Below are 17,286 nucleotides of genomic sequence, written 5' to 3'. Positions count from 1 at the left end.
AAATCTCCTATAAATTTTTTAAGTACTTAATCTCTTTATCAGTTAATTTTCTATATTCACCAATTTTAAGACTATCAAGATTTATTTTTCCTATGGATATTCTATTTAAATCTATAACTTCATATCCTAGTTTTTTAAACATTCTTCTGATTTGTCTATTTTTACCTTCATTTATTTTTATAGATATTTTTTTATTGTCAATCTTTTTAATTATAGATGGATTAGTTATATATCCACCAATATCTACTCCGGTTTCTAATTTTTGAATATCATCATATAAAATATTTTTATCTAAAGTTACGATATATTCTTTGTGTATTTCTTTTCTTGGATGGATTACATTATTATATATATCACCGTCATTTGTAATGATTATAATTCCTCGACTATCTTTATCTAAACGCCCGATAGAAAATAGCCTGGTATCAATGTTAATTAAATCGAAAATTAATTTATCATTAAAGGCACTTTTATTTGTACAGGTATATCCTATAGGTTTATTTAATAAAAAATAATATTTTTTGTCTATTAAATTTATAGGATTATCATTATATGTAACTATATCATTTTTAATATCAACTTTATATGCTAAATCGTTCATTATTTCGCCATTGACTTTAATTTGGTTATTTATTATTAAATCCTCAGCATTTCTTCTTGAGCAAATACCACAATGTGCAATATATTTATTAATTCTCATCTTCACTATCCAGTAATTTTTCTATATTATCTAAACCTTCAATATTTGGTAATTCATTCAATGATGAAATATTAAAAGCTCTTAAAAATTCCACAGTAGTACCATATAAGATTGGTTTTCCTACCGCATCTAATTTTCCAACTTCTTCTATTAATTGCTTAGATTTCAATGTCTCTACAGAACTAGATGATTTTACACCTCTAATACTATCTATTTCTATTCTTGTTATAGGCTGGTTATACGCTATAATAGCTAGTACTTCCATAGTAGAATTGTTTAATTTTCTATTGCTTGTTTTTACCAATTTAGAAATATATTTGTTATGCTCAATTCTAGTAGACATTTGTAGATTGTCGTCATATGTATTAATGATGATACCTCGCCTATAATGTTCTATTTCTTTTTGCATTTCCTTAATTATTTCTCTCAGTTCTTTCTTATTTATTCCTAAAATATTTACTAATTCATTGATGTGCAAAGGCTCACCCCAGGCAAATAAAATAGATTCTATAATTGATTTTATTTCTCTCTTATTCATCTTTGCCCCCGTCTTCTCTTATATTTATTAATATTTCTAATGTCTCATTATCCTGTGAGATAATTAAATTTTTAGTTTTAGCTAATTCTAATATTGATAAAAATATTATTACTGCTTCTGATTTTGATTCAACTTTTCTTAAAGTATTAGTAATATTAATAAAACGTTCCTTAATTAGCTTTATTTTAATATCAGCGTTATACTTTTCAAGTGAATATTCTTCTCTATTTAAGATTTCATCAACCTTAAAATCATTATCTTCAAAAAGCTTATTAATTATAATTTCCATATAATATTTTAATTTTTCAACATCATATGTAATATTACTTTCTTTTTTTTCTTGAAATTCTGATAAATCCTCTTGAAATTTAAAAAATTTGAGCATTCCTTCGTCTTCTAAAATACGTAAATTAGGAATTATAGATTTTATAATCTTATACTTGTTTAATTTTTCAATAAGTTCTTCTTGAGATATAACTTCATCTTCATCATCATGTTCAATAGTATCTTTTAATAATGATCTAGTTTTTAGATATAACAATTGTGTTGCAATTAAAATAAAATCAGATGTTTCATCTGCTGGTATATCTAAAGTTTTTAATGACTCAATATACTTATTTGTGATTTCAGAAATTTGTATATCATATATATCATATTTTGAGCTTTTTATTAAATCGAGCAATAAGTCAAATGGACCATAAAATTCGCCCGTCTTAACATTTATCATAGTAACCCCATAAAATTAACAATATCAATTAAGAACTTAAATGTTAAATTAACAAGTGGTATTAATAATTTATCAATAATCCCAGAGAAAAGTAATATTATCAGAATAATTGAAGAATATCTTTCATATTTGTACATAAAATTAGTAAATTTTATAGGCAATAAGCTAGCTAAAATTTTTGACCCATCTAATGGCGGTATTGGAATCAAGTTGAAAATAGCAAAAATAACACCATAGGATAATAAAGCTTTTAGTAAATTTACTAAAATTATATTTTTTGCGAATGTTAATAATATAACTGAAATAAAAGCTGTCAGTAAATTTACAATAATACCTGCTATTGAAACTGTAAACATTCCCAATCTATAATTCTTAAATTTATTAGGATTTATCGGAACTGGCTTAGCCCATCCAAATTTAAATATTAGCATAGATAATGTACCTAAAGGATCAAGATGTTTTAATGGATTAGGTGATAATCGTCCTAAATTTTTTGCTGTATCATCACCATTCAACAATGCAACATATCCATGTGCTATTTCATGTGTTACCAATGTAAATATAATAGCAATAGCTGTAATAATAATATTTTCTAAATTAGGAATCATAAATTAAACCTTCTAGCCACATATAAAATTCCCATTACTGATTTTGCATCTATTATTTCAAAATTTTCTACCATTTCTATAGCTTTAACAAGGGGCATTTTTTCAACTTCTAAAAATTCTGTGTCATCAAGTTCTAATTTACTTTCTTCTAAATCGGTAGCTAAAAATATAGAAAAAATTTCATCTGTAAATCCGGGGGAAGCGTACGCTTCCAATATTAGTTCCATATTATTTGGTTTAATCCCAATTTCCTCTTGTGCCTCTCTAATTGCCGCATCTGAAAGATTTTCATTACTTTCAACTAAACCTGCTGGTATTTCATAAATAACTTTTTCAATAGATTTTCTAAATTGTTTAACCAAGTAAATTTCTTTATCTTCAGTTAAAGCAACTATTCCAACTCCTCTATCATGCTCAACTATCTCTCTTTTAGCATAAGATCTATTAGGTAGCTCAACAGTGTCCACCCTAACCTTTATAATTTTTCCTTCGTAAATCTTTTCAGTCTTAATCGTCTCTTCCGATTTAATATTATCCATTTATCCCCCTTAATAACTCTTTCGCTGATATAATACTATTCTCAGTTATATTAGAACCAGATATAAGTCTTGCAATTTCTAATTCTCTCTCATCCATATTTAATTTTTTTACAGATGAAATAGTTTGTTCGTCAGCAATATTCTTAGTAATTAAATAATGATGCTTAGCTTTGCTAGAAATTTGTGGAAGATGTGAGATAACAATTAGTTGAACTTTACTTGAGATATCTTTTAGTTTATCACCTACTATATCAGCTGTTTTTCCACTTATTCCAGCATCTATTTCATCAAATATAATTGTATTAATATCATCCTTCTCAATAAAAACAGATTTTAAAGCTAACATAAATCTTGAAATTTCACCACCCGATGAAACTTGATTTAGACTTTTAAGTTCTTGCCCCTTGTTCGTTGAAATGAGAAAATCTACATCATCTCTTCCGTTATTTTTAATCTTCTCTAATTTTGAAATTGAAATCTTAAAATTAATATGTTGCATATTCATTTGATATAATTCTTTTATTATATCAATCTCTAAATTTTTTATTATATCTTTTCTGAGTTTTGTTAACTTTTCTGCATAATTATCATTTTCATTTTCTAGCCTTAAAATTTGTTTTGAAATTTCCGATTTTCTATTATGAATATCTATAATAAGATCATAGCGATTCTTTATATCACTTAAAAAAGAAAGTATATCTTCTTCACTTCTACCGTATTTAAGTTTTAATACTTGAAAGTCTGAAAACATATCCTCTATAACTTGAACTCTCTCTTCATCTATTTCTAAGGTGAAGCTATAATTTTCAATTTTATTTCCTAAATCCCTTATTAATTCTCTAATATTTAATACATCAGATGTAATCTCACTTAAATCATTATCTAATTTTTGCAAATCAAGTATATAATTATACGCATTTGATGATAAATCAAAAAGAGAATCAAATTTATTTCCATTTTTGATAATTTCTAATAAATTATCAGTACCTCTTATTAACTCAGATTGATTGGTAAGCTTCTTATACTCTTTGTTCAATTTTTCTTCGTTATAATTATCGAAGTCAAACTTTTCAATTTCATTAATTTGATATTTTAATAAATCTTTTTCTCTTTCTATTTCATCATCAGACAAATTTAATTCGCCAATTTCTTTATTCAATTTATCTATTTCTTTTAAATTTTTGGATATTTTATGTTTTAATTCTATTGTATTATTGTTAAATTTATCGATTAAATCAATATAATTTGATTTATTTAAAATAATTAATTGGGAATGCTGTCCATGAATATCAAACAGCATATCTCCTAATTCTGAAAGTAATTTTACATTACATGCACTATTATTTATTTTGCTAATAGAACTATTATACGAAAATGTTCTTGAAATTATTACATTTTCGTTTAACTCATATCCGTGATCACTTAAAAAAGTGTTTATATTATCATTTGTAGTAAATACAGCTTCTATTATCGTCTTATCTCCAAAATTACTCAAATAATCTTTATTAAATCTTTCACCTTTAATGAAAGAAATAGCTTTTAAAATAAGAGATTTACCAGAACCTGTCTCACCCGTTAAAACATTCAAGCCTTCTTCAAAATCGATATTTAATTCTTTTATTATTGCAAAATTCTTTACATGCAAATTAATTAACATTAATAAATTAAACCTTCTATTTTAGCTTTTAATTCTCCCATATCAGCATTTTCATGAACTTGAACTAAAATGGTATCTGCACCTGCAATTATGCCTGCAACTTCTGGAAATTTTTGATTTGTTAAATATAGTGAAGTTACTGCTGCTGCGTATGATACTGTATTAATAATAATCTGTCCTCTATTTGCTTTAATAGATAAAACAGATAATCTAAATATCTTAGATAATCTTTCATTTAAGGTATCGTGCATTGTTTCTAAAACAGTATATTTATATATACCATCTTTTGTTTGAACCTTAGTTATTCTTAATTCCTTAATATCTCTTGATATTGTAGCTTGTGTTGCAACAATTCCCATATTCTTTAATAATTCTGTTAATTGTTCTTGTGTTTCTACTTCATTTTCTTCAATTAGTGTTAGTATAATTCTTTGTCTGTCATATTTTCTCATTTTTTACCTCTCTAATAATTTCTTTTTATTAATTTTCTAATTAAGTCTATTAAAAATTCAGAGTCCTCATATTTACTTAAAAATTCTATTGAACTTTCTGAATATCTTTCTATTTCACTCAATGTCTTTTCTTTTCCATAAAAGTTAATTAAAGTTTTCTTATCAATTTTTTTATCTTCTTCTATATCTAAAATATCATCTTGTAATTGAAAAGCCATACCAATATTAAAACCTAATTCACTAAATTTTTCAATATCTTCCTCTGATAGATTAGATAGTATTGCTGGTACAGTAGTTGCACACATAATTAACTTACAAGTTTTATTTGTGTACATATCTATTAATGCATCTTCTGTATCTAGATTATTATTAATATCAAGTATTTGTCCACGTATCATACCATCTATACCAGAAGCATTTGAAATATATTTTGCTGACTTAGCATATTCTAATGATAAATTTTTAGTTATTAATTCTAAAAGTATTTCATGGGCATAATTTAATAAGCTATCTCCAGCTAAAATAGCATTCGCCTCTCCAAATTTATAGTGAGTCGTTTTTCTTCCACGACGATAATTATCATTATCCATAGAAGGTAAATCATCATGAACTAACGAGTAATTGTGTATCAATTCAAGTGCAATCGCAAAATTATAGATATCATCATTTATATCCTTGTTTAACATTTTATATACTTCAAGTAAAATAATTGGACGAATTCTTTTTCCCTCTTTAATGGAATATGATAAAATATCATTTGAGATTTTGTTTCTAAATATATTTTTTAATCTTTTATTAAAATTAATTCTTTTGTCATCAAACATTTGATTCTCTACAATCTATAATCTTTTGTTTTGATTCATCTAGATACTTATTAAGTTTAATATATATATGATTACTTTTTTCATATAATTTAATAGCATCTTGAAGTTTAATATTTTCATCTTCTAGTTTATTAGCTATTTCGTTGTATTCATTTAATAACTCTTCATAGCTTTGCATTTTCTTCACTCTCCACAAAAATTTTATATTTAAAATTATCATTAAATAAGTAATAGTAGTTATTGATTTTTACATCTTTTAATTCTACACGTCTATTAAATACATCTTTTATATAAACGCTACTCTTTCTAATTTTTAAGTTTATATTATATTCAATTTTTTTATTTAATTCAAGTATAGCTCTTTCACTAAAATTAAATTTAGTATAAACAGAATTATAAATATCATTTTTTAGTGTATCTAATTTATATTTTACATTATTTATAATTTTTTCCGGACTAGCTAAATGTATTTTATAATTTATCTCATTTAAACTTGTATTCAACTTTATAAAGTAATTATTTATACTTTTATCAATCATGATTTTAGTAGTGTGTATTTGATCTTTTGATAAAGTATATTTAGAAACAATATATTCTGCTAATTTTGTCGGGGTTGAAAAGTATTTGTCACTAGTCAACTCAGCTATAGAAATATCTATTTCATGACCAATAGCTGATACTATTGGTGTTTTTAAGTTAAAAATAACATTAGCTATTTTTTCATCATTAAAAACTGATAAATCTTCACTTGATCCTCCACCTCTCGTCAAAACTATTAAATCTAGAGATTTACTATCTAGTTTTTTTAAGGCATTAATAATTTCATTACTTGCGTTTTTACCTTGAACTAAAGTATTTTCTAAATATATATTTGCATGATACGAATTATCTCTTAATATTCTTAAAAAATCATAATATGCCGCTGATTCTTTTCCAGTAATAAGTCCAATATTTAATGCAAATCTAGGTATTTCTTTTTTATATTTTTTATCAAAGAATCCAATTTTTTCGAGTTTATTTTTAAGCTCAATAATTTTCTTTAACTCTTCACCTTCTCCATAAAAAGATATTTCTTTTATCTTAATTTGATATTTACTTTGATTTGCATATATATTTATCGAACCTTTTACAATTACTTTATCACCTTCGTTAAAATTGAAATCATTATTAAAAAATACACATGAAATTAAATCGTCTCCATCTTTTAATGAAAAATAAGTGAATTTATTAATCGTTAGATTTACAATTTCACCCTCTACTAGTAAATTTTGTAAATATATATCTGAAAGTATTTCGTGTTTAATGTAACTTGTTAACTGACTTACAGTGATAGCTTTTTTCATACTATTCCATTTCTTTTGCTATAGATGACAATACGCCATTTATAAATTTATATCTTCCTTCACTTGAATATTCTTTAGCTATTTCAACAGCTTCATTTATAGATACTGATGTAGGTACTTTTTTTTCAATATAAAATTCATTGATTGAAACTCTTAATATAGCTTTATCAATAGCTGATATAGTATCAAATTTTATTTGTGTAATATACTTGTTAGCAATAGAATCAATCTTTTCAATATTATTTAAAATTGATTTTACTGAATCTTGTATAAATCCATTGTCGCTAATTTCTAAATTTTCTAAGGTCTTATTTAAATCACTTACATCATTAAAGCTATGTTGAAAAATTATTTTTACAATCCATTTTCTTTGTTCACTTCTATTCATCATTAAACTCTTGATAAATATTCGCCAGATCTTGTATCAACTTTCAATACATCGCCAATTTCGATAAATAGTGGTACCTGTAAAGAATATCCTGTTTCTAGAGTAGCCGGTTTAGTTGCTCCCTGTGCTGTATCCCCCTTAAAACCTGGTTCTGTTTCAGTAACTTCTAATTCAACAAAATTTGGGGCCTCTATTGAAAATGGCTTATCGCTAATAAATTTGATGTTTGCCATTTCATTTTCTTTAACAAATTGTGATGCTTCTTCAAATATAACTTTATCCATAGGTTTTTGTTCAAAAGTTTCAGGATCCATAAAATAGTATAATAATCCGTCATTATAAAGATACTGCATTTCTTTTGTTTCTACTATAACTTGATTAAATTTTTCATTTGGGTTAATAGTCACCTCTTTTGAAGAACCATTATGAATATTTCTGATTTTTGTTCTAATAAACGCTGGTCCTTTTCCAGGTTTAACATGTTGAAAATCTAAAACTTCATATGTGTCATTATCATATTCAAAAGTGATTCCTTTTCTTAATTCATTTGCTCCTATCATATTTCCTCCATACCAATTTTCTATCTTATGTAATTATAACATAATATACTTTATATTTTAATATATACAATATTATATTATTACATTTATTGTAAAAAAAGAAGTAATTTTATTATTTTTTATCTATCAAATATAAAAAACTCGGTTTCCCGAGTCTTTTATATCTGATTATAATATTTATATATTATTTTTTATTTTTTTTCTTTCTTAAGCCTACAATACCCGCTATTGACATCGCTAGTGATCCTAATGCTAATGCTATACCTGCATCACCTGTTTTAGGATTTTGAGATTTTCCTTGTGATGGTTTTTGTTTTTCTGGAGCTGGTTTCATATTATCCTTATTCTTTTTGTTAGTAGCTGATGGTTGAAGTTTTGTCCAAGGTATATTTTTCTTGTCTTCTTTTGCAATATTTGCTTTATAGATGTCATAAATTTCTTTTAAGATTTCATTAATTTCATCAATAGATTTTGCCTCATCAATTTTTTTCTTAAAAGTATTTCCTTGTGCTTTTGTTATATTTTTTGCATCAATATTGCTATCTACTATTTTCTTAGATTCTTCTTTTCCTTTTGATAATGTTTTTTCTGCTACATATTTTTGATGTATTTCTGATAAAATCTTATTTATACTATCTTTAGTTGGTGCATTATCAATTTTTGTCTTAAATACTTTTCCTTCAGCTTCTGTTATATTTTGTGCATCAATATTGCTATCTACTATTTTCTTAGCTTTTTCTTTTGCATCTGATAATGTTTTTTCTGATAATTGATTTGCTACATATTTTTGGTGTATTTCTGATAATACTTTATTTATTTCATCTTTAGTTAAAGCATCTTCAATTCTATTATTAAAATCATCTCTTTGAGCTTTTGTAATATTGTTTGCTTCAAAATTTTGCTCTATAATATAATTTGCTTTAACTCTTGCATCTTGCAATTCTTTTAATTCTTTTTCTAATGCTTCTTTTTCAAGTTTTCTGGCTTGATATAATGCTTCATTAATCTCATCTATTGTTTGAGCCTTTGTTACATCTTTTATTGCTTCTTCTCTTACATTATTAGTTAATCCTTTTTTATTGCCAAGTTCTGCAACTGCTCTTGATTTTGCTGATTCTAAATTATCAGAAAGGTCTTGTTTTTCCTTTTTCATTTCTGATAAAGTTTTTTCTATATATTCAATATATTCCTCTATTGTTTTATTTCTTTCTTTTAACCTATTTATTTTAGAGCCAAAATCATCTATTTCTTTCAGCTTTTCTTCTAATTCTTTAATTTCTTCGTTATTTTTTCCAAGTGATTTATTGGCATTTTCAAGTTCTTTTTCCCAAATCATAATTACTGTTTCGCGCGGTTTTACTTTTTTTAATCTTTCGTCTTCTAACTTTGCAAAAAGGTCTTCCTTTTCTTCTCTTAATTTGAGTAAAGTTTTTTCTATATTCGTAATACTTGCGTTTATTTTTTCATTTCTGTCTTTTAATCTATCCAGTTTAGATTTAAATTCACGTCTTTCCTCAATTGTTGCATCGTTTATTATTTTATTTGTTAAATTTATAATTTCTTTTTTATTTTTTTCAATGGTATCTTTTTGAGTTTTAACTTCTTGTTCCCATTTTTCAATCTCTTTTACACGTGGTTCTACTTGTTTTAAATTTTCCGATTTTAATTTTTCAGAAAGTTCTTCCTTTTCTTTTTTTACTTTAGGTAAAGTTTCTTCTATATTTTTAATAGTTTCTTCTATATTTTTACTTTTTTCTTTTAATATATCTATTTGAGAACTAAGATTAGCCTTATCTTTATTACCTTTTTCTAATTGTTCTTCTAATTTCAAAATATTTTCTTTATTTCTTTTAATAATATTTTTACGGCTTTCAAGTTCTTTTTCCCATGTATTAATATGTGAATCAAGCTCTCTTACTGTTTTTGAAGCATATGAAATTTTAGTAGCATCAAAAGCATAACTTCCGCTTAATAACATTCCGGCAGAAAGAGCTATTGCTAATACTTTCTTTTTCTTCATAATTTTCTCCTTGTGTATTTTTAGATTTCGACGTTAGTCATCCGATATTTTACAATATTTTTTTAAATTTTACAATATTTTTTTTGAAAATTTTTTGATAAATTCTAAAAAATTATAATTAAATTATTATGTCATAATCAAAACTACCAGCTAGGCTGGTAGTTTTGATTATGACATTTGAGCATTTTAACATTATTTAAATTTGTTAGGATATATATCACAATAATTATTAAAATTTAATATATGTGCCATCTACAAATTCTATATTTTAGTTAATTATTTTCTTATTTGATATTTTATTATTTAAATAATAACACTTGATATTTTACTATCAATAAAATTATCAAAAAATAAATTTGAAAATATTTCCAAGTAGCCAAAATACACCTATACTATTCAAGAATAAAGATAGCGTAAGAAAACATATTAATACTATATTTTTGTAAATAATCCATCGTTAAACTATCTTTATTCAATAACTGAAATATTATTAATTGTATCTATCCTAAAAATACTAATTTTCTTTTCATTATTTTTATACGTATATTCTAGTTTTATCCATTCTTCATCGGATTCTAATATTATACCTTCAATTTCCATTTTACCTACAAGTGTTAATGCTTCTTCTGTATTTACTTTGCATTTATTATTCAATAATCCTTGAATCACTTTAGACATCTCTTTTTCCCCCTGATTTTTTATATTAAATTTTTTTAATAATTTATTTGATTTATCAATTTTTTCATCCAACGAGAAGTATAACACCACCAGTGCTAACAAAATTATGAAATCCATACTTTTACCTCCATTATTTTTTTTAATACACACTTTTTAAAAAAGTGAGACATGGTTTTGAAGTTTGCAGGTTTCATTTTCTTTTCAAAAATTTCTATCCTTCATCTCTTAAATAAATTTATTTTTTTGATTTATTATAAGTAAAGAGAAGTTCTTAAAATAAAAAATCATAAAATTAAGCTAAGGTCTAATTTTTTATATATATTATTGCAATTTACTTTGAATAATTACTGAAATTATTGTATTTGACTTCTCAATGTCTTTTTGTTTTGCATAAGACTTATTAGCTTAACTTTTCTTTTCTTGTTCAATATAAATCTCTTTTCTCGCTCTTTTCTCCTGCTGATAAAATTTATGTAGATAAATGCGCTTAAAATATTTCTCAAAGCTAAGTCTGTACTTTTGTTGTATCTTTGCTGCATTAAGTAAGAAAGTATTATTACATCGGCTTATATCCCGTGTTCTTTCTTCTAATTTTCCACTTTTTTATGAAGTCTTACTCTAACTATTCTTGTCGAAACACCTGCAAATATTACAGCGATTTCATAACAGAAACATATTTGTTACTCTATTCCCATTCTTCTTTCCCAAACGTACGATATATTCCAAATCATTCAAAATACTAGATTCTATTTTTTAGAATATTACTAATTCATCTAATTACAGGACGTTTTCAGATTTTTAGTCCCGTCCCAGTCCCAGTACCGGAGAACTTTTAATAATACTTATCTTAATTACTGTATTTTTCAATTATATCGTTATATCTTTGAGTATTTTCATCAATTATATTATCTTTTTCTAGATATATATCGTTAATCTTCTGATAAATACTTTTATAAATTATCTTATGAGCTTCATTTTCAATAAGCATATCATCAAACTCTTCTAAATCAAAATCATCCTCATCTATACATTTTTCTATAAGTTTTATTAAATCATCACCTGTTATGTCTGAAATTGGTTTCCAGTTATCTGAACTACTCAATCTAAAGTATACATTTCTATTTTCAATTTTTGTATAATTCATATGTGCCCTCCCTTTCTTTGTATGCATCTTCACCTGCTTCCAGCGAATCCATCAAAATTTCATAAGTTTCAACAGTATCATCTTCATTCTCAGCACATGCTAAAGTTTTTGATGCTATATTTCCACTATATATTTTGAAATTGAAATCTCCATTAGACACCACTCTCTTAGTATACAATATATAATCTGGTTTTATTGACAATCCTATTGCATTATTATGAGTAGCTAAAATAACTGGAATTTTTTTCGAAATATCTTTTATCAGTATATTAACTTCTTCATTTAAGAATCTATTATCAAATGAAGATTCTGGCTCATCAATAAGAAGAATATCATAATCGTTAGATGATTTTATTTCATTGAGTAAATTATATTCAGTTCTTTCTCCACCTGATGCTGATAACTTAAGTTCATTAATTATATCAAACTTTACATTAACATAATATTTCCAATAATCCACCTTTGGAATATTTACTTCACTTAATTTTTGTAGATATTTGTAACCATCATTATATGAAGACTTAAATATATCAGCTAAGGCAATTTGCCTATTTGTATGTTTTTGTATTTCGGTAACCTTTTTATAACATCCTGTTTTCATTATTAAAGTAAACTTCCCAATTTTATCTAATTCAATTGTTCGCTCTTTCTTTACCAATTCACAAATATCATTAAATTTTTCTATTTTACTTTGTAAACTTAAATATTCTTTTAAATCTACATCTATGATTTTGTTAGATACAGTTTTAATTTCTAAGTTCGGTTTAACAGCTTCAATTATTTCATTTGCTTTTTGTCTTATTATATTTTCTCTACATCTGCTTTTAGCTAATTTAGATAGTTCTATCACTAGATTTTTAGATATCAATTATATTTAAGTGGCTTTCAATTATGTTTTTGTATTCTATATTTATAATTAAATTTTCAATGCTATTAGTCAATTTATCTAATGATTTAATTTCTTTTATGGGGTATACATTCTGGGTATAGAGCTTTGATTTTGAAAAAATATCTCTTCTTTCTTTTTCATTTGCAAATTTCAATAAAGACTCTACATAGTCATCTACATTCTTCTTTATTTTTTTTATATCAATATTAGATATTTCTTCTATTAGGTTTTTAAAATCTATAAACCTTTTTTCTCCTTGAATACTATTTTCGTTGCTTAAACGAACATCGAATTTATTATTATCCAAATTTTGTTTATCCAATAATGAGAACTGTCTAATATACTTTACATTTTCATTGGTACTTTCAACTTTATTTAAAAAATAAGATTTTCCACTTGATCTAGCTCCTAACAATACATTTAAACCTGTTGAAACTTGAAAGGATTCATTATTTATCGGAAATAAAGAATTAGACTCATCAATCGTTAACTTAACTTTATTTTTATCTGAAAAAGCTAATTTAATTGATTTAAGAGAATCATTATCTATATCTAAATAAATTCTTCCTCTCTTTTTTATATCCAGATTATTGCTAATTCTAATATCACTAAACCAAACTGGGACATGGTCCTTATTGATCTTATATTCCCTTAAAAAATCTTTTATGCTAGATACCTCTACTGCATCTATATATTTATTCAATTCCTTGATAATTTGAATAGGCACTTTTGGCTTTTTGGGATTATGCGGAATCAATAGGTATTTTTCTAAATCTCCAAATATTTCCACTAATTCATTTTTGTCAATACGGTCACTTGGACTTCCAATTCTTTCCTCAACCTTTTTACATTTTTTTGAAAATTCTTCTAATTCTTCATTTTCACTTAACAGTAGCAAATGTCCACCTTCAAAATTAATCTCTATTCCTGGAAGAACTTTGACATCTAATCTATCACAAATTTGATTAAATTGCTCAATATCAAATAAATTATGATTCGTAATTCCGATTATATCTAATTTCATTGAATCGACATATCTAATTAAAGATTCCATCGAAAATGTAAATTGACTATCACTAATTGATTTGACAGTATGAATATGCAGGTCTACAGCTTTCATAAACTAACTCCCCCTTATAATTTCTCTCTAATATATTATCTCGTGTATTTTAATACTTCTTTTGTAGTTTCAAGTTTTCTATCTGAGTATTTTACGACATCTTTTATCACTAACTTTTTAATAGCTTGTGTTAAATTCTCCATATAGTTAAAATCAATTTCTCCATTCGGGTCTATAGGAAGTTTAATATATTTATTCTTAACTACATTCCATCCACCTAATTTATTTTTATATGAATATATTGGTAGATTAGTAACTTTATTAATGCAAGATACTGAAAATAAATAACCATTAGGACTTAATTCTATTTCTTTATTTTTCCATTTAATAGCGTAAGCATCTGATAGTACAGAAAACTCCCTTGATTGGTAATATGACCTATATACATCGCTATTAGAAGGTATAGAAATTACATTTTTTAACACAGTAGCATTTGTTTCAGGTGCATAATAATTTAGACCCTGATTTATAAAACTTGAAGTCAAAAGAGGAAGTATATAATTATCTTTAGGCTCTTTTGGAAGTTCTTTTGCCTTATAAGGTAATTTTTTTGTTTTTATCCTCTCAAATAAATCTCCCATTTTAAATTCATGCCACTTAACTTTCTCTAAATTATCAATTGCATTTATTTCTTCATCATTTAGTTTATAATCTTTTAATCCTGCAACATTTAGATAAGCTTCCAGCTCGGCGACACGCTGAGCTTCCAGCTCGGCGACGAAAGATTCCATAAAATCAAAGTCTATTTCCCAATTTTTAGTTGGTAGTTTAATTTTAAAATTTTTAATTTTATTCCAAGAACACATATTTTGGTATCCGAATAGCTTAGGTAAAAAGCTAAAAGCACTTGTAATTGCTATCCCTATCTTATTATTGATTTCAGACTTTGGGATGATTGAAAATACACGAGCATGAGTCACGATTTTATATTTAAATTGCCTAAAAAAAGCATAACCAAACATATCAATCGTAATTGTATTTTTCTCGAAAATCTTTGCTTCTACATCAGATTTTCCTAATATACCATTATTTGATAATCCTGCAGTTATTACATACTCTCCCTTACCATTAATATGATTCTTCTGTATATCGAAATCTCCAGATTCACCATCAAATAAATCTCCAATCCTATATTCACCCCACTCAACATTTTGCAGTTTTTCGTTGAGTAGGGCATCTATTTTTTTAGGGATTCGTCCTCACTTTTATTTTTCATAAGGTTTGATACTTCCCAAGCCAGAAAGTCAGCTACTGTCTTTTTGAAATTGTCAAGGCTTGGTCTAGTATCTATTGGAGCTGATTGGTTCCAATCTGCCCCATCTTTTGGATTTATTGTTCCTTCGTAGTATTCTTCTTCTTTTAAGATATTTAATTTTGACTTACCAAATCTAACTAAATCTACCACTTCTTGGTATCTTTCCTTAGCTCTATCTGTATCCCTTAGGTTATTAGTGGCTTTTTTCCTATTACTCCTAGCATATCCATCATTAGAAAAATCTATAAATTTAACAATTTCATCTTTTTTATGAGCTTCTCCAACTCTAAATACATATATATTGGTTTGAACACTCGATTTACCTATAAACAAATCTATTGGCATCTTTATACTTGCTAGTAGCGTATTATTTTCCAATATTTTCTTATTATATTCTTTAGCCTTTCCACTACCTGCTGAATTCTGAATAATAATCGCAGCATATCCCTTATTCATCATAGATAGGGCTTTTTCAACAAAAATCATTCCACAACCATCAGCTGAATATGGTGGATTTAAGACAAAGGCAGTAGCTGGAAAGTCTTCATCAGTCTTACCAAATCCATATCTACCATCAAAATCCATAATTGAGTCTTGGTTTATAATATTTGAAGAACCATCTCCCATAAGAATCATATTAAGTATTGCTAACATGTAAATATTTGGTAAAAGCTCTATACCTAAAAGCTGTTCTGCCTTAATTTGAACAATTTTTCTCTCTAATTCTAAAGGTGATTTTATCTTTTCTTTAGCATCAATCATCATTTCATTCATCGCCGCAACTAATAGCCCCGCTGAGCCAGTTGCAAAATCCCATACATAAGAATCTTTGTCTACTCTTGCAAGTTTAATAAGTAGATTTGCAACATATGATGGTGTTAGAACAACATCATTTAATTTATCTTGAGTAAATCCAAGCCAAGAATACATTTCATTGAATAGCTTCCCTGTAAAGTCTGTAGTTAAACCTATCTTATAATAAATACCTAGATCATCTACTATTTTTGAGAAAATTCTCTTTAATTGACTTTCTCCACTATAAGGTTTATTTATATTGTCAGATAATAAGGTGTTTTTTAATGTTCTAACAATAAGATTTTGTTTTTTCTCTGGTAAATTTTTATTTTTAAGAAATGCTTCTATTTTTCTTACAATAATTTCTCCATCAGTGTTACCATCTTCTGTTGATGATTCTAAGTCTGATTTTTCTAACGGACGAACTTTGCCAGGTATGCCAAGTGTTGCCATAATTGATGCAGATACTAGATAAACCCTATCATTTTCGCTTAATCCTTTTTCTTCTTTATAGATATCGTTGTTTAGCTTTGTTAAAGATGTTTCTATTTCCTTTTCTCTTTTTAATCTTAACTTATCCAATTCTTCATTAGATAAAGATAATTCGTTGACCTTTTTTATAAAATTATTAAAATTATCTTCTCTAAGAAATGACAAATCGGTGTACTCATCAACTTTTTGACCTATACCTAAGTTTTCTTTAGATACATAATATACTCCTATAGAATGTTCTATTGATCCGTTTGCTTTCTTATAGCCTGTTACACCTATAGAAATTACATCAGTATAAGAGGTGTAGTGCAAAATTGCATTTGCGTAATGAACAGCCCCATTAACTGCATAGGAATTAATATTTTTATAGTTTGGTGTATTTTTAGTAGTTATGTTATCTACATTTCCATCTTTACTTAGTTTAACTAATTTATCCTTATATCCCTTATATTCAATTAAAATTGGATAATAGTTTAAGGCTTCATCTTGTAATAATAATTTAGCATCGGGTCTATTTCCACCAGCTCCACCACTTTTAGAAGCATATTCATTTAATG

The 17,286-nt window shown here is 25.8% G+C and carries 19 protein-coding genes and 2 pseudogenes; all 21 read right to left on the bottom strand.

Features of this window, described 5'->3' with window-relative positions; translation table 11 throughout:
- Positions 1-7: 7 nt before the first annotated feature.
- A complete protein-coding gene (locus AC4KN9_RS03495) occupies positions 8-700 on the bottom strand; it encodes a pseudouridine synthase (RefSeq protein ID WP_491017267.1) in 693 nt (230 codons plus the stop codon).
- Positions 690-1,238 (bottom strand): SMC-Scp complex subunit ScpB, encoded by a 549-nt coding sequence (scpB, locus tag AC4KN9_RS03490; protein WP_491017266.1) that lies wholly within the window; start codon positions 1,236-1,238, stop codon positions 690-692. The genes AC4KN9_RS03495 and scpB overlap by 11 nt, the downstream gene beginning before the upstream one ends.
- Positions 1,231-1,965, bottom strand: coding sequence for a segregation and condensation protein A (locus AC4KN9_RS03485; protein ID WP_491017265.1), 735 nt, complete (start codon positions 1,963-1,965; stop codon positions 1,231-1,233). Before AC4KN9_RS03485 ends, scpB begins: the two co-directional genes overlap by 8 nt.
- Positions 1,962-2,573, bottom strand: coding sequence for a site-2 protease family protein (locus AC4KN9_RS03480; protein ID WP_491017264.1), 612 nt, complete (start codon positions 2,571-2,573; stop codon positions 1,962-1,964). Before AC4KN9_RS03480 ends, AC4KN9_RS03485 begins: the two co-directional genes overlap by 4 nt.
- Positions 2,570-3,112 (bottom strand): NUDIX hydrolase, encoded by a 543-nt coding sequence (locus tag AC4KN9_RS03475; protein ID WP_491017263.1) that lies wholly within the window; start codon positions 3,110-3,112, stop codon positions 2,570-2,572. Before AC4KN9_RS03475 ends, AC4KN9_RS03480 begins: the two co-directional genes overlap by 4 nt.
- A complete protein-coding gene (gene recN, locus AC4KN9_RS03470) occupies positions 3,105-4,769 on the bottom strand; it encodes a DNA repair protein RecN (RefSeq protein ID WP_491017262.1) in 1,665 nt (554 codons plus the stop codon). Before recN ends, AC4KN9_RS03475 begins: the two co-directional genes overlap by 8 nt.
- The gene (locus tag AC4KN9_RS03465) at positions 4,769-5,221 is read right to left on the bottom strand and encodes an arginine repressor (RefSeq protein ID WP_491017261.1); all 453 of its coding nucleotides are present in this window, start codon (positions 5,219-5,221) and stop codon (positions 4,769-4,771) included. The genes recN and AC4KN9_RS03465 overlap by 1 nt, the downstream gene beginning before the upstream one ends.
- Before the next feature lie 11 nt (positions 5,222-5,232).
- Complete coding sequence (locus AC4KN9_RS03460; RefSeq protein ID WP_491017260.1) at positions 5,233-6,045, bottom strand: polyprenyl synthetase family protein; 813 nt, start codon at positions 6,043-6,045, stop codon at positions 5,233-5,235.
- Positions 6,038-6,223 carry an exodeoxyribonuclease VII small subunit gene (gene xseB, locus AC4KN9_RS03455; RefSeq protein ID WP_491017930.1) on the bottom strand — a complete coding sequence of 62 codons (186 nt, stop codon included), beginning with the start codon at positions 6,221-6,223 and terminating at the stop codon, positions 6,038-6,040. Before xseB ends, AC4KN9_RS03460 begins: the two co-directional genes overlap by 8 nt.
- Positions 6,210-7,388 (bottom strand): exodeoxyribonuclease VII large subunit, encoded by a 1,179-nt coding sequence (gene xseA / locus AC4KN9_RS03450; protein WP_491017259.1) that lies wholly within the window; start codon positions 7,386-7,388, stop codon positions 6,210-6,212. Before xseA ends, xseB begins: the two co-directional genes overlap by 14 nt.
- 1 nt (position 7,389) lies before the next feature.
- On the bottom strand, positions 7,390-7,776 hold the full coding sequence (nusB, locus tag AC4KN9_RS03445; protein WP_491017258.1) for a transcription antitermination factor NusB: 387 nt from the start codon (positions 7,774-7,776) through the stop codon (positions 7,390-7,392).
- 2 nt (positions 7,777-7,778) lie between these two features.
- Positions 7,779-8,336: an elongation factor P gene (efp, locus tag AC4KN9_RS03440; RefSeq protein ID WP_491017257.1), complete on the bottom strand. Its 558-nt coding sequence runs from the start codon at positions 8,334-8,336 to the stop codon at positions 7,779-7,781.
- Positions 8,337-8,520: 184 nt separating this feature from the next.
- Positions 8,521-10,356: an NPXTG-anchored protein gene (locus AC4KN9_RS03435; protein ID WP_491017256.1), complete on the bottom strand. Its 1,836-nt coding sequence runs from the start codon at positions 10,354-10,356 to the stop codon at positions 8,521-8,523.
- 468 nt (positions 10,357-10,824) lie between these two features.
- Positions 10,825-11,151: a hypothetical protein gene (locus AC4KN9_RS03430; RefSeq protein ID WP_491017255.1), complete on the bottom strand. Its 327-nt coding sequence runs from the start codon at positions 11,149-11,151 to the stop codon at positions 10,825-10,827.
- Between the two features lie 17 nt (positions 11,152-11,168).
- Positions 11,169-11,249, bottom strand: a pseudogene (locus AC4KN9_RS03425) (plasmid mobilization protein); the annotation flags it as partial.
- Between the two features lie 193 nt (positions 11,250-11,442).
- Positions 11,443-11,556: pseudogene (locus AC4KN9_RS03420) on the bottom strand (PrgI family protein); the annotation flags it as partial.
- Positions 11,557-11,881: 325 nt separating this feature from the next.
- Positions 11,882-12,178 carry a hypothetical protein gene (locus AC4KN9_RS03415; RefSeq protein ID WP_491017254.1) on the bottom strand — a complete coding sequence of 99 codons (297 nt, stop codon included), beginning with the start codon at positions 12,176-12,178 and terminating at the stop codon, positions 11,882-11,884.
- Positions 12,159-13,028 carry a P-loop NTPase family protein gene (locus AC4KN9_RS03410; protein WP_491017253.1) on the bottom strand — a complete coding sequence of 290 codons (870 nt, stop codon included), beginning with the start codon at positions 13,026-13,028 and terminating at the stop codon, positions 12,159-12,161. The genes AC4KN9_RS03415 and AC4KN9_RS03410 overlap by 20 nt, the downstream gene beginning before the upstream one ends.
- A gap of 7 nt (positions 13,029-13,035) precedes the next feature.
- Positions 13,036-14,187, bottom strand: coding sequence for a PHP domain-containing protein (locus AC4KN9_RS03405; protein WP_491017252.1), 1,152 nt, complete (start codon positions 14,185-14,187; stop codon positions 13,036-13,038).
- Positions 14,188-14,222: 35 nt separating this feature from the next.
- The gene (locus AC4KN9_RS03400) at positions 14,223-15,344 is read right to left on the bottom strand and encodes a restriction endonuclease subunit S (RefSeq protein WP_491017929.1); all 1,122 of its coding nucleotides are present in this window, start codon (positions 15,342-15,344) and stop codon (positions 14,223-14,225) included.
- A gap of 20 nt (positions 15,345-15,364) precedes the next feature.
- The gene (locus AC4KN9_RS03395) at positions 15,365-17,041 is read right to left on the bottom strand and encodes an HsdM family class I SAM-dependent methyltransferase (RefSeq protein WP_491017251.1); all 1,677 of its coding nucleotides are present in this window, start codon (positions 17,039-17,041) and stop codon (positions 15,365-15,367) included.
- Between the last annotated feature and the right edge of the window lie 245 nt (positions 17,042-17,286).

This window comes from Helcococcus sp. SA-HE-C1 (genome assembly GCF_985670335.1).
Note: the sequence above shows the minus strand (reverse complement) of the source record. Positions and strands in the feature narration are given on the sequence as shown.

Coding starts and splice junctions, on each gene's coding strand:
- AC4KN9_RS03495 (WP_491017267.1), bottom strand. CDS start 700: ATGAGAATTAATAAATATATTGCACATTGTGGTATTTGCTCAAGAAGA.
- scpB (WP_491017266.1), bottom strand. CDS start 1,238: ATGAATAAGAGAGAAATAAAATCAATTATAGAATCTATTTTATTTGCC.
- AC4KN9_RS03485 (WP_491017265.1), bottom strand. CDS start 1,965: ATGATAAATGTTAAGACGGGCGAATTTTATGGTCCATTTGACTTATTG.
- AC4KN9_RS03480 (WP_491017264.1), bottom strand. CDS start 2,573: ATGATTCCTAATTTAGAAAATATTATTATTACAGCTATTGCTATTATA.
- AC4KN9_RS03475 (WP_491017263.1), bottom strand. CDS start 3,112: ATGGATAATATTAAATCGGAAGAGACGATTAAGACTGAAAAGATTTAC.
- recN (WP_491017262.1), bottom strand. CDS start 4,769: ATGTTAATTAATTTGCATGTAAAGAATTTTGCAATAATAAAAGAATTA.
- AC4KN9_RS03465 (WP_491017261.1), bottom strand. CDS start 5,221: ATGAGAAAATATGACAGACAAAGAATTATACTAACACTAATTGAAGAA.
- AC4KN9_RS03460 (WP_491017260.1), bottom strand. CDS start 6,045: ATGTTTGATGACAAAAGAATTAATTTTAATAAAAGATTAAAAAATATA.
- xseB (WP_491017930.1), bottom strand. CDS start 6,223: ATGCAAAGCTATGAAGAGTTATTAAATGAATACAACGAAATAGCTAAT.
- xseA (WP_491017259.1), bottom strand. CDS start 7,388: ATGAAAAAAGCTATCACTGTAAGTCAGTTAACAAGTTACATTAAACAC.
- nusB (WP_491017258.1), bottom strand. CDS start 7,776: ATGAATAGAAGTGAACAAAGAAAATGGATTGTAAAAATAATTTTTCAA.
- efp (WP_491017257.1), bottom strand. CDS start 8,336: ATGATAGGAGCAAATGAATTAAGAAAAGGAATCACTTTTGAATATGAT.
- AC4KN9_RS03435 (WP_491017256.1), bottom strand. CDS start 10,356: ATGAAGAAAAAGAAAGTATTAGCAATAGCTCTTTCTGCCGGAATGTTA.
- AC4KN9_RS03430 (WP_491017255.1), bottom strand. CDS start 11,151: ATGGATTTCATAATTTTGTTAGCACTGGTGGTGTTATACTTCTCGTTG.
- AC4KN9_RS03415 (WP_491017254.1), bottom strand. CDS start 12,178: ATGAATTATACAAAAATTGAAAATAGAAATGTATACTTTAGATTGAGT.
- AC4KN9_RS03405 (WP_491017252.1), bottom strand. CDS start 14,187: ATGAAAGCTGTAGACCTGCATATTCATACTGTCAAATCAATTAGTGAT.